This is a genomic window from Streptomyces nymphaeiformis, from assembly GCF_014203895.1.
GTDB classification, from domain to species: Bacteria; Actinomycetota; Actinomycetes; order Streptomycetales; family Streptomycetaceae; genus Streptomyces; species Streptomyces nymphaeiformis.
In genome coordinates this window covers 32,446-45,109 of record NZ_JACHJY010000017.1, presented here as the reverse complement: position 1 = coordinate 45,109, position 12,664 = coordinate 32,446, and the positions used below count along the sequence as shown (strand labels likewise).

At 73.0% G+C, this 12,664-nt stretch carries 9 protein-coding genes and 1 pseudogene; 7 read left to right on the top strand and 3 right to left on the bottom strand.

The window, feature by feature from the left end; translation table 11 throughout:
- Window positions 1-123 precede the first annotated feature (123 nt).
- The 3 genes and pseudogenes from GGE06_RS39730 to GGE06_RS39720 all read right to left on the bottom strand — a co-directional run.
- Entirely contained in the window at window positions 124-4,287 is a 4,164-nt protein-coding gene (locus GGE06_RS39730) for an nSTAND1 domain-containing NTPase (protein WP_184933098.1), read from the bottom strand.
- Window positions 4,284-4,640, bottom strand: a complete 357-nt coding sequence (locus tag GGE06_RS39725; RefSeq protein WP_116163844.1) for a CU044_2847 family protein — start codon at window positions 4,638-4,640, stop codon at window positions 4,284-4,286. Before GGE06_RS39725 ends, GGE06_RS39730 begins: the two co-directional genes overlap by 4 nt.
- A 329-nt stretch (window positions 4,641-4,969) precedes the next feature.
- A pseudogene (locus tag GGE06_RS39720) lies at window positions 4,970-5,480 on the bottom strand (molybdate ABC transporter permease subunit); the annotation flags it as partial.
- A 431-nt stretch (window positions 5,481-5,911) separates the two neighbouring features.
- Here GGE06_RS39720 and GGE06_RS39715 point away from each other — a divergent pair.
- The 7 genes from GGE06_RS39715 (at window position 5,912) to GGE06_RS44205 (ending at window position 12,549) form a co-directional block, all read left to right on the top strand.
- Window positions 5,912-6,115: a DUF6229 family protein gene (locus GGE06_RS39715; RefSeq protein ID WP_041133069.1), complete on the top strand. Its 204-nt coding sequence runs from the start codon at window positions 5,912-5,914 to the stop codon at window positions 6,113-6,115.
- A gap of 197 nt (window positions 6,116-6,312) precedes the next feature.
- Window positions 6,313-9,162, top strand: a complete 2,850-nt coding sequence (locus tag GGE06_RS39710; protein WP_184933097.1) for a type 2 lanthipeptide synthetase LanM family protein — start codon at window positions 6,313-6,315, stop codon at window positions 9,160-9,162.
- A gap of 249 nt (window positions 9,163-9,411) precedes the next feature.
- Window positions 9,412-10,623: an MFS transporter gene (locus GGE06_RS39705; RefSeq protein WP_312883475.1), complete on the top strand. Its 1,212-nt coding sequence runs from the start codon at window positions 9,412-9,414 to the stop codon at window positions 10,621-10,623.
- A gap of 195 nt (window positions 10,624-10,818) precedes the next feature.
- Window positions 10,819-11,364, top strand: a complete 546-nt coding sequence (locus GGE06_RS39700; protein ID WP_116165740.1) for a COG4315 family predicted lipoprotein — start codon at window positions 10,819-10,821, stop codon at window positions 11,362-11,364.
- Window positions 11,365-11,429: 65 nt separating this feature from the next.
- On the top strand, window positions 11,430-11,951 hold the full coding sequence (locus GGE06_RS39695) for a DUF6529 family protein (RefSeq protein WP_312883474.1): 522 nt from the start codon (window positions 11,430-11,432) through the stop codon (window positions 11,949-11,951).
- Between the two features lie 191 nt (window positions 11,952-12,142).
- Entirely contained in the window at window positions 12,143-12,421 is a 279-nt protein-coding gene (locus GGE06_RS39690) for a serine hydrolase (RefSeq protein WP_376773648.1), read from the top strand.
- Window positions 12,418-12,549: a hypothetical protein gene (locus GGE06_RS44205; RefSeq protein WP_376773647.1), complete on the top strand. Its 132-nt coding sequence runs from the start codon at window positions 12,418-12,420 to the stop codon at window positions 12,547-12,549. Before GGE06_RS39690 ends, GGE06_RS44205 begins: the two co-directional genes overlap by 4 nt.
- Window positions 12,550-12,664 lie beyond the last annotated feature (115 nt).

Here is a 12,664-nt window from a genome sequence, read left to right as displayed (position 1 = left end):
GCCCGGCCGGCCGTCGGTCCGCACGACGCCCACGACATCGGCCGTACCGTCGCAGCCGAGCTCCCCGCCCGGGGCGGTGACCGTGACGTCCCGTACCGGCATCCCGGGGCCGTGGTGCGGCGCTCAGTCGCACACGGGGCCGGTGGACCGCCCCGGCAGGTACGCGGTCCGCTCGTCGGGGGTGAGGTCGCGGCCGACCGTGCGGCAGATCTTCTCGATGGCTTCGCCGGCCGGGACGAGGCGGACGTCCCACAGTCGGGCCGTCCGGTCCGCGCTGCCGGTGGCGAGGGCGCGGCCGTCGGGACTGAAGGCTGCGGCGGACAGTGCGTCGAAGTGCCCCCACAGGGTGGTGCGGGTCTTCCCGGTGGCCACGTCCCACAGCATCGCGGACGAGTCGATGCTGCCGGTGGCGAGGGTGCGGCCGTCGGGACTGAAGGCAGCGGAGACCACCCCGTCGTAGTGCCCGAGCAGGGTCTTGCGGGTCTTGCCGGTGTTCACGTCCCACAGCCGGGCGGTGTAATCGAGACTTGCGGTGGCGAGGGTGCGGCCGTCCGGGCTGAACGCCACCGACTGGAGCTGGTCGGTGTGTCCGCGCAGGATGGTGCGCTCCTTGCCGGTGCTCGCGTCCCACAACCGCGCCGTGAAGTCTCCGCCTGCGGTGGCGAGCGTACGGCCGTCGGGACTGAACGCCACGCCGTACACCTGCTCGTCGTGGCCGCGCAGGGCGGTTCGCTCCTTGCCGGTGGCCAGGTCCCACAACCGCGCTGTCTTGTCGCTGCTGCCCGTGGCGAGAGTACTGCGGTCCGGACTGAACGCCACGGAGTTCACCCCGGCCTGGTGGCCGAGCAGCCGTGCGCGCTCCTTGCCGGTGGCCACGTCCCACAGGCGTACCGTCTTGTCGGCGCTGCCGGTGGCAAGGGTGCGGCCGTCCGGGCTGAACGCGACAGCGTTCACCCCCTGGGTGTGGCCCTTCAGGATGGTGCGCCTCGTGCCGGCGGGCATGTTCCACAAGCGCACGGTGAAGTCGGCGCTGGCCGTGGCGAGGATGCGGCCGTCGGGACTGAACGCCACCGCGGTCACCTGGTTGATGTGCCCCACCAGGGTCGTCCGGATCGCACGGGCGATGTCCCACAGTCGTACGGTCTTGTCGCGGCTGCCGGTGGCGAGGGTCCGGCCGTCCGGACTGAAGGCCACCGCGTAGACCATGTTGGTGTGTCCTGCCAACTCGTCGCGCGTCGCACCGGTGGCCACGTCCCACAGCCGCGCCGTGTGGTCGACGCTGCCGGTGGCGAGGGTGCGGTCATCGGGGCTGAACGCCACCGCATACACCACATCGGAGTGCCCGCTCAGCGAAAGGCGCGGCTTGCCCGTCTTGGCGTCCCACAACCATGCCGTGCCGTCCCAGCTGCCGGTGGCGAGGGTACGGCCGTCCCGGCTGAGTGCCACCGACTGCAGTGCTGCGGACTGCCCCTCCAGCTTTCTGCGGTACTGCCCGGTAGTGGCGTCCCAGATGCGCGCGGTCCGGTCCCAGCTGCCGGTGACGACGGTGCGCCTGTCCCGGCTGAAGGTGATCGACACCACCTGGTCGGTGTGTCCCTCGAGCGTGGCGCGGACCTTTCCGGTGCCCAGCTCCCACAACCTCGCCTTCCTGTCGCCGTCACAGACGGCGAGGGTGCTGCCGTCGGGGCTGAACGCCACCGCCCAGACGTCGTCGGACTGCTTGGGCAGGGTGGTGCGCAGCCTGCCGGTCCCGGCGTCCCACAGCCGTGCGGTGCCGTCCAGGCTGCCGGTGGCGAAGGTACTGCCGTCGGGACTGGCCGCCACGGCCGTCACCGTGTCGGTATGGCCCTTGAGAACGGCGCGGGTCTTGCCGGTGGCCACGTCCCAGAGCCGTACGGTCTTGTCGCTGCTGCCGGTGGCGAGGGTCTTGCCGTCCGGACTGAACGCCACGGAATTGACCAGGCTGGTGTGACCGAACCAGCGGCGGTGCAGCGGGAGAGTGGCGGAGGACCGCAGGCTGGCGAGGGACTCGGGAGTCGGGCTGGTGCGGTAGGCCTGGATGGCCAGCAGGGCGGAGAGCTCGGGGTTGGTGTCGCTCAGCGTGTCGGACTGGGTGGCGAGCTGTCGGGACAGGGCCGCCTGTTGTCGGCCTACCGCTGTCCGCCACTGCCACAGGGCGCCGCCCGCGGCGACGAGCGCGAGGACGAGCAGTCCGGCGAGGATGCCGTTGAGGCGCCTGCTGCGCCGGATCACGGCTTGCTGACGCTGCTTGCTGGCAGTGAGGAAGGCTGTGATGTGGCCCGGTAGACGGCGTTCCCGCTGCCATTCCAGGCCCTCGGCCAGAGCCGTCCCGGCCAGGAGGTCTCCCGGGTCGCGCTGCGCGGCCCAGCGGTCACGGCGTTCCCGTGTGCGCTCGAGCCACTCCTGGAAACGGTGGTCCTGACCGACCCACTCCCGCAGGGTGCCCCAGTCGCGGATGAGGGAGTCATGGACCAGTTCGGCCACCGCCTGTCCGGTCGGGGCGTCGAGGCGATGGGTGGTGATGATGCGATGGTGTGCGAGGCCGGCGATGACCTCGTCCACGGCGTGGTCGCCGCCACCGCCACTCTCACTGCGGGTGTCGCCCTCGGTGCGACCGCCTCCGTCCGCTCCGCCGCCACCCGCCACCAGCTCGCGGAGTTCGTCGAGCGGAACCTGCGCACGCACGGCGGGAACGCGGCGGGCCGGGTCGGCCGGGTGGACCAGAGCGGTCAGGATGCCCTGCGCAACGGGCCGTTGTCCTGGCGACAGCTGGTCGAGTGCGGTGTCGCACCACGTGGCGAGGCTTCCGCTGACCGCTCCGATGCGCCGGTACGCCTCGTGGGTGAGGTAGCCGTCCTCGCGCCGGAGCCACAGCTGGCTGAGCGCGAGCTCCAGCATCGGCAGCACGGTGGCTGGTGCCCGGCGGCTCGTAGCCGCCTCCTCGGGGCTCGCGGCCAGGACGTCGGCGATCATCTGCTCGGGCAGGCCCGGCTGGAAGTGCAGTCCCACGTCCTGGGCGGGCAGGGCGATGATGTCGTGCAGGTCCTCCTCGCTCAGGGTGCCCTGTACGTTGAGGAGTCCCGGCATCGAGGCTTCGAGCAGCCGGGGGGCCATGGCGGCCAGTTGGGGGTAGAAGTCGTCACGCATGATCAGCACGACGGAGAGCGGGGACGGTGAGCCAGCCGCCTGGGCGATCTGGTCCGCGACAGCGGCAACTCCTGTATGGCCCTCCTGTCCCCCTGCCGCAGGCCCGGTGAGGAGTTCCTCGAACTGGTCGACGACCAACAGGACGCGATCCCGATCGGGCTCGGCGGCCAGTCTGCCGCGCACCGCCGCGGCGATGCCGTCCGTGGCCACGCCGGGCAGTCCCGCTCGTTCCATCTCGGCCAGCAGATCCTGACGCGGTCGGACGACCACGGGCAGCCACCGGTCGCTGCCCGGTAGAGCTCCCGCCGCCAACGCCCGCAGCACACCGGCCTGGACGAGGGACGACTTGCCCGAGCCGGAAGGGCCGAGCAGCAGGGTGAGCCGATGCCCGCCGGCCAGGTTGGCCACCACCTGCCGTACCGCTTCCCTGCGGCCCTCGAACCAGCGGGCCCGGTCGGCGGTGAACGGCTCCAGCCCTTGGTACGGGCACAAGTCCTGCTCGGCCAGCGTCGGCAGGACCTCCCTGAGGACCTGTGTGGGAGTGACGTACGCGATACCCTGCCCCCGTTCGTGCTCGTCGGGGGCCGTGATCTCCGTCAACATGCCGATGACCAGGCCGGTCACCTCGTCCAGCACCGGCCCACCGCTGAAGCCGGTGGTGAGGTCGTTGGCGGCGGTCAACTGCAGATGCGCACCCCTGCTCTCGGTCGCCGGCAGCAGCTCACCGGCCACACCGAAGCCGAAGTGTCCGTCCGGCGGGGCCTGGGCGGGAAACCCGAACGAGCGCACCGCGTGGCCCCGGCACCCGGCCGCGGACCCCAGCGGCAGCGCAGCCACGCGCGGAGCCGTACTGCCCAGTCGTACGAACGCCACGTCCTCGGCCTCCGGGGCACGCCACGCCCCTTCGAGGACCTGTCCCTCGGCCCGGGGAGCGCCTTCCACGTGGGGGAACGCCATCCGCACGCTGCCACCCGGGCCGCTTCCCGCCGCCCGGACGACGTGTGCGCAGGTGACCAGGACGCCCTCGGCCACCAAGAATCCGGCCCCGGCCACCCGGCCGTCCGGGTCGAGGATCTGCGTCACGGCACGGGGCAGGTCCGACTGCCCGGCGCCCTTCACTGCCCGGACCCGTTCGCCGACCGGCCCCCAGCCTCGTCAAGAACCGCCCTCATCCACGACATCGTCACCTTCAGGTGACACATCGCCTGGCTCTTGGTGATCACAGCTCCGGCCTCGACCGCAAGGTCGAGGCCGAATTCGACAGTGATCTGGTCGGGCCGGGCCTTGCGCAACTGTTCGAGCGTGGCGCGCGCCGCCTCCGTGACCGGCTCCAGAGCCGCCTGCAGACTTCCCGGCAGTTCGTGCACGGCATCACCGATGCGACCAGCCTGCACGGGGCCGGTCGGCACCCCCGACCCTTCGACGAGGATGCTGCCCCCGCCCGCCAACGGAATCCGGGCCAGCGGTGTCACGTTCCCTCCTAAGCTCGTCAGGCGTCGTTTCCCCCAGCGTCGGTGGCCCCGGCACGGGCTGCACCTCGGATTGACCCGTGCGCACCCACCGGTACACCCCGTCCGTGCACCCGCGTGCCCGCATGGCCCCTTCGGCGCAGGACGGCAACGCAGAGACGTGGTTCGTTCACCGCGGAGACGGCGAGCGCGCTCTCCGACTTCCAGAGCACTGCCGGCCTGGAGGACACTGCGGGCAATCTGACGCCGGGCGACGCGACGAAGACCGAGCTGGAGGAGGAGCAGGACCTGCAGACGGCGTTCAACGCTTTCGTTCAGCAGTACCTTCAAGGCAGGGCGATCAGGACGGTCATGGCGAGAGCGAGCAGGAGCAGGGAGACGGGGGTCGCGGCCTCGGGATCGTCCTGCAGCAGCAGGTAGACCTGGAACGGCGGCGTCTGGGCGGTGCCGGGCGGGTCGCCTGCGAAGGTGATGGGGGCGCCGAACTCGCCGAGCTCCCGGGCCCAGGTGAGCGCCGCGCCCGCGACGACCCCGGGTGCCGCTGTCGGCAGGGTGACGGTGAAGAAGGCCCGGACTGGTGAGGCGCCGCGAGAGGCCGCCGTCTCCTCGTAGCGCGGTCGCAGCCTGCCGAGGGCACCTTCCAGGCTGATGACCAGGGGGCATGGTGACGAACGTTGCCGCCGGCACGGCTCCGGAGGTGTGGAACGGCGGAGTGCTGCCGAAGCTGTGCTCCAGCCACGGCCCGAGGAGTCCGCGATGCCCGAAGGCGAGGAGCAGCGCGACACCACCGACCGTCGGCGGCAGGACCATGGGCAGCAGGACGAGTGAGCGGACGAACGCCTTTGGCACCTACGCCCTTCGAGGCGGGAGGTTGACCCCTGTGAGGCTGCGGCAGGTCTTCTCGACCGCTCGCTCGACCGGGCGATCGCGCGTCGGACCGCCCCGTACGCGCCGCCACTACGGGGCGTGAATGGCCAAAATGCACTAGGGCCGCGCCCCTTGACGGGTGCCGTCGCAGTCCCTCTCGTGCCTCGCGGAGGTGCCGTTCTGGACCCGGACGCGCAGGAGGCCGACACCGCCCGCCACCATGGTCGGCGTCCGCGGCGCGCCGACCGGCGGCCATCGTTCCGGCCGCGCGGCGGCGGCCTCCGGGCCGGGCCGGGCGCGCCCGGAATACCGCTCGACGATTGGCCGGTTCCGGTAGATCCCGGACGGACCGCCTCCGGTGGATTCTGTAGCCCCGTGTACTTCCGGCGAATCGTAGGAGGTCCCACATGTCCATCATGTCCATCACCCGCGCGGATGAGATCGTCACCGCCTGGCTCCAGGGTGCCGAGACGGCCTTCGGCGCCGACAACCCGGCCGGCCCGCTCTACGTGGGCGGTGCGGCCGGAGAGGCCGCGCTGACCGACGGCACCGAGGCGCTGCTCACCGGATGCAGCAGCTGTACGGGTTCGCTGCACAGCTACTGCTGCTGACGAACCGCCGTACGGCACCGGACGCACCACCCGGGGAGCCCTCAGGGGCTCCCCGGCCCGGCGAGGCCCGGCGAGGCCCGGCGAGGCCCGGCGAGGCCCGGCGAGGCCCGGCGAGGCCCGGCGAGGCCCGGCGAGGCCATGCGCAGGCCGGCCCCCGCGTGCGGAAACCCGACCCAGACACCAGGAGAGGACTCAGCATGGTGGAACCGGTGGCAGCGGCCCGCGCGGCCGACGGACCGCCGCCCGAGGGATGGTTCGCGGGCCCCGTGGACGCCTTCGCGGCCCCGCTGTTCGCGGAGCTGGACGACCGGATCTCAGGGATGGCCGGGCTGGCCTCCGACGAGCGGGAAGTCCTGCGCGAGGCGACCCGCGAGGCTCTCCGCCGTACCCTCCAGCTCCGGCTCAACCGGGTGCTCCTGCTTGAGCTGCGGGCTGCCGCCCTCGCCGGCGACCTGCCCGGCACGGACCCGTCCGCGCGATGGGACGCCTTCCTCCGGCAGGCCTCCGCGCCCGGCTTCTCCGAGACCCTGCACCGGCGCTACCCGGCGCTGCGCCGACGGGCCTTCGCCTCCGGACGCCTGCTGACCGAGGGCGCCCTGGAGCTGGGTGCGCGGCTCGCCGCGGACCGGCGGGCCGTCGCCGGCCTGCTCGGGGGCGATCCCGGACCGCTGCGCGCCCTGGAACTCGCCCGGGGGGACACCCACAACGGTGGCCGGGCGGTGGCGCTGCTGGTCTTCGAGACCTCCCGCGTCATGTACAAGCCGCGACCGGTGGAGGTGGACGCCGCGCTGCGCTCCTTCCTCGCCGCCGTCCCCGGTGCCGAGGACCTGGGCGTACCGAGGGTGGTGGTACGGGACGGCTACGGCTGGGCCGAGCACCTCGATCACCGCTACTGCCGAGGCGAGGCGGAACTCGCCCGCTTCTACCGCGCCCTGGGCGGCTGGCTGGCGGTGATGCGGCTCCTCGGCGGGACCGACCTGCACGCCGAGAACCTGGTGGCCCACGGTCCGGTGCCCGCCGTCGTCGACGCCGAGGCCCTGTTCACCCCCGACGTCGAGGTTCCGCCGAGCGGGCGCGGCGACGCCGTGGACCGGGCGGCCCGGACGATCCGCAACACCGTGCTGCGCACCGGCATCCTCCCACTGCGCACCGACGGCTACGCCCTCGCCGGCGTGGACCTCTCGGCCGCCGGTGGTCTGCCCGGTCAGCAGCCGCAGATCCGCGTCCCGGTCATCACGGACGGAGGACGGGACACCGCCCGCATGGAGATCGCCGCGGTGGACCTGCCGCCGGCCGGCAACCACCCCAGCCCCGAGCCGGTGCTGATCCGCCACTGGGACCAGGTGCTGACCGGCTTCGACGGGCTCACCGCGGCCCTGGCGGAGCTCGACGCGGGCGGTGGACTCGACGCGCTGTTGCGGGTGTTCGACGGCTGCCTGGTCCGCAGGATCCGCCGGCCCACGCAGACGTACACGGACATCGGCCGGATGCTCTGGCACCCGGCTTCGCTGCACGACCCCGACGCCGCCCTGGCCCGGGCCCGGGACATCCTCCACCGCAACGCCCTCGCCGCCCCGGGCGCGCCCCGCGAACCGGCCGTGATCGACCAGGAGATAGCGGACCTCCTGGTCGGAGACATCCCCGCGTTCGGCGAACGGGTGGACGGACAGCGGCTTGACGCCTTCCTCGCCGGGTGGCGGCGGGCGGACCTCACCCGTGAACGCGACACCATCCGCAGCGCCCTGGTCGGCGCCTACCTGAACGAACGCAGGCTTCCCGACCGGGTACGGACGCCCGCCCGCGCGCCGCACGTCGAGGACCTGGACCGGCGGCGCCGCACACTGGCGGCCCAGGCCGTGCGGACGGTCTGCGAGGCGGCCGTGCGCGGTGCCGACGCCACCGCGACCTGGATCAGTCCCGTGCTCACGGACTACGGCTGGGCCGTCCGCCCGCTGGGCGCGGACCTTTACACCGGGCAGGGCGGCGTCGCCCTCGCCCTCGCGGAGTACCAGCGGGAGCAGCGGGCCGGCCGAGCCGATCCGGTGGCCGGTGTCGAGTCCGTGCTTGCCGGCACCCTGGAGGTACTGTCCGCCACCGAGGACACCACGCCGACCCGTCAGCTCGGCGGGTTCACCGGCGTCGCCTCACAGGTGTGGACCTGGGCCGCGCTGCACCGCCTGCTCGGCACGCCCGGGCTGCTCGACCGCGCCCGTGCCAGGGCCGCGCTGCTGACCCCGGAAGCCATCGCCGAGGACCGTGCCCTCGACGTGCTCAGCGGCGTGGCCGGCGCGGTCGTCCCCTTGCTCGACCTCGCCGAACTCACCGGCGAGGAGCGGTGGTTAGAAGCTGCCGCGGAGGCCGGTCGGCATCTGGAGCGGACCGTGGTCGTCGACGACCGCGGAGCACGGTGGTCCACGGCGATGTTCCCCGAGGGCATCGGCGGATTCGCCCATGGCGCCACCGGCGCCGGGTGGGCGCTCACCAGGCTCGCCCTCTCGTCCGCCGGGAGCCCGGCCGACCGGCGCCGGTGGTACGAACTCGGCACTCTGGCGCACGACTTCGAGGAGTCGCTGTACACGCCGGAGGCAGGGGCCTGGGTCGATGCGCGGATCGGGGGAGACGTCGACCATCCCACCGCGTGGTGCCACGGCAGCACGGGCATCGGCCTGGCCGCCCTCGACCTCCACCGGCGCACGGGTGATCCCCGCCATCTGGACACCGCGCTCCGCTCGGGGCCGGCCGGCCTGCGCGAGGGGTTCGGCTGGAGCCACACCCTCTGTCACGGCGACCTCGGACTCTGGGAGCTCCTGCACCACCTGCGCGATCTGAAGGGGTACGAGGGACCGTCCGCCGCACAGGCCGACGCGGAGTTGATCACCGGCATCGAGCAGCGCGGTCCGGTCGGTGGCCTCGCCAAGGAGGCGTTCGCACCGGGTCTGCTCCCCGGGCTGTCCGGGGCGGTGCACCACCTGCTCCGGATGCACCCCGACGCACGCCTGAGCTCGCCTCTCCTCCTGGCCCACCCCGAGAGGCCGGACACCACCTGACGCGATCTCCCGCCTCGGACGCCGAACGGTGGCGGACTCCGCGAGCGGGTCGGCCGCCGGCGTACGGGAGTGACCCGCTCCCGGATCGGCCGTCGTCGACAGAGCCGTGGTCGGTCGGCGGCCTCGCCGTACCATCGGCCTCATCGGCATCGAATCCTTCCGCCGTCGGCGCGGCAGGCCGAGCTTCGTACCCTGTCCGACACCCCTGCTGCTTCGCCGAGGGAGGGGACCATGAAAGGGAGACGCCCGGTGGGGACGCGGCCCGTGGAGACGGGGCCGGTGAGGATGGGGCCGTGGCGGTTCGTGCTGTGGTTCGGCACGGTCAGCCTGCTCGCCGACATCGTGTACGAGGGGGCCCGCTCGGTCACCGGGCCGCTGCTGGCGTCGCTGGGGGCCTCGGCGCTGGTCGTCGGCGTGGTCACGGGCGCCGGTGAGGCGGCGGCGCTCGGGCTGCGGCTGGTGTCGGGCCCGCTGGCGGACCGCACCCGCCGCTTCTGGGGCCTGACCATCGCCGGATACGCCCTGACCGTCGCCTCCGTGCCACTCCTGGGTGCGGCCGGGGTGCTATGGGTGGCGTGTGCCCTCGTGATCGCCGAGAGGGTCGGCAAGGCCGTCCGCTCCCCGGCGAAGGACACCCTCCTGTCCCACGCCGCGGCGGGGACGGGACGGGGGCGGGGCTTCGCCGTGCACGAGGCGATGGACCAGGTCGGCGCCCTGATCGGTCCCCTGTTCGTGGCCGGAGTGCTGGCGCTGACCGGCGGCGATTACGGTCCGGCGCTCGGCCTGCTCGCCCTGCCCGGCCTCGCGGTGCTGGGACTCCTGTACCGGCTGCGGGCCCGGGTGCCGGATCCGGAAGCCTACGAGCGCGAGGCGGCCGCCACGGCCGTACCGGCGTCGGACCATCAGGCAGGGGACCGGCGTCTGCCGAGGGCGTTCTGGACGTACGCCGCGTTCACGGCCACCACCACGACCGGGCTCGCCACCTTCGGCGTCCTCTCCTTCCACCTGGTTCAACGGCACCTGCTGTCCGCCGCGTGGGTGCCGGTGCTGTACGCGGCGGCGATGGCCGTGGACGCCCTGGCGGCGCTGGCCACCGGATGGCTGTACGACCGCCACGGCCCCCGGGTTCTGATCGCCCTGCCGGTGCTCACGGCGGGTGTGGCGATGCTGGCGTTCACCGACGAGCTGGGGATCGCGGTCGCAGGATCGCTGGTGTGGGGTGCGGCCATGGGCATCCAGGAGTCCACCCTGCGCGCCACGGTCGCGGACCTGGTGCCCAGCGACCGGCGGGCGACCGCGTACGGCCTGTTCGCCGGTGTGGTCGGCGCTGCGAGCCTGGCCGGCGGCGCACTGATCGGCGGCTTGTACGGCTACTCGATTCCCCTGCTGATCACCGTGGTCGTTTCCGTCCAGGTGCTCGCCGTGGTGTTGCTGATCGTCACCCGCGCTCCGCGGCGTTGATTCCGCCGACGCCGCGGGGCCCGCGTCCGCCGGGAACCGGGCAGCCGCGCCCGTCCACCCGGCACACGCCATCGCCCAGGCGGCCTCATCCGCGTCCCCCGTCGCGCTGACCCCGCGGCGCGCCGCCGTGGCGGCGCCGGGCGACACCGGCCCTAGTGAGGGGGACAGGAAGTGCCCGATCCGTCGGAGAACACCATGCATCAGCGCGGCCTCGCAGCCGTCTCGCTCGCCGCCGTCACCCTGTGCACCGCGGTGTGCGGCGGCTGCTCCAGCAACACGAAGACCACCGATCAGGCCGGCTCGTCCCCCGCGGCCACGCAGTCGGCGACGACGTCCGCGAGCGCCTCGCCCAGGGCCTCCGCCGGTGCGGGCGGAGGGACGAGCGTCGCGGTGGCATCCGTCGGCAAGTTCGGCGACATCCTGACCGACTCCCAGGGCAAGACCCTCTACCTCTTCGAGAAGGACACCTCGTCCACCTCCACCTGCTACGACGCCTGCGCCACGGCCTGGCCACCCGCCCTCACCACGGGCGCTCCCACCGCCGTCAAGGGCGCCGACCAGGCCAAGCTGTCCACCACCACACGCACCGACGGCAAGACCCAGATCGTCTACAACGGCCACCCGCTGTACTCCTTCGAGGGCGACAAAGCCAAGGGAGACACCAACGGCGAGGAATCCAGCGCCTTCGGTGCCAAGTGGTACGTGGTCAACCCGGCCGGCGACAAGGTCGAGGGCGACTGATCCGCATGGCCGGCGACGAACGCCCGATGCGAGGAGGGACGCGGCGCGGGCGGACGGTACGGGTCGTGCTCTGGGCGCTTCTGCCGGTCGCGACGGTGGTCGGGGTGTACTGGTTCGGACGCGCGCACACTCCGGCCTACGCCACCAGCCTCTTCGGCACCCGCTTCGGCGACGCCCAGCAGCTGAAGGCCGAGCTCGGTACCGCCCTCCTCGGCCTCGCGCTGATCCAGCTGCTGCTCGCGCTCTGGCTGTACGGTCGGCTGCCCGGCCTGGGGACGGCGCCACGGCCGGTCGGACGGATCCACCGACTCGTCGGCCTCGCGGCCTTCCTGCTCTCCCTGCCGATCGCCCGGCACTGCCTGGTCGCCTACGGGGTGGAGCTGACCGACGCCCGCACCGCCCTGCACTCGCTGAGCGGCTGCTTCCTCTACGGAGCCTTCGTCGCCAAGGTGATCGTCGTCCGGCACCGCCGGCTGCCCGGCTGGGTCCTGCCCGTGGCCGGCGGCGCCCTGGTCCTGACGATCGCACTGCTCTGGTACTCGGCGGCCTTCTGGCACCTCAACGCCTTCAACGCGCCGGGCCTCTAGCCGGCCGGGCGTCCAGGCCCTGGCCGGGCGCTCAGCCGGCGACCCGGGCGAGCACCTCCTCGCGCGCCGCGAGCGGGAAGGCCTTCGTCCTGCCGGGCGTCATCCACTCGAATCCGATGACGCCGGCGGGCATGTCCTCGACCACGCTTCAGGGCCGGATGACGTAGAGGCCGCCCGGCCGGACAGCGGAAGTGGGGGAGGGCGCCGACGCCGGGTGCACCAGCCCCCGTCGCGCCCGGGCGTCCATCGCCGCGCTTGAGGAGGCGACACGTGCCCGCATCCGTCGGGCCGGCACGGCCGGGGTGGGTACAGGACGCCCACCCCGGACCGGGAACCACATGCGTATCGCGAGTGCGGCCAAGGCCTTCAGCGGGGCGGTGGCCCTCAGCCTGGTGGACCGGCGTGCCCTGGCCCTCACGACACGACCGGCGAACCGCTGCCCCGCCTTCCCGCCGCCTGGCACGCGGTGACGCTGCGCCGGCTCCTCCAGCACACCTGCGGCCTGTCCGACTGCAGCCGGAGCCAGGCGCTCCAGGACATCATGCGGGCGGCCGAGGAGGAGTTCGTCTGTGTCTTGCTGGACCAGGGGCGCCCCTGAGACCGGCTTTCACGGCCGCGCCGCGATCGGGCCACGACCGGGCCGTGGCGGGGAAGCCTCGACGACGGCGCAGGGCGCGAATATGACTGAAAGTAGCGTGGGTTGGGGTGAACCA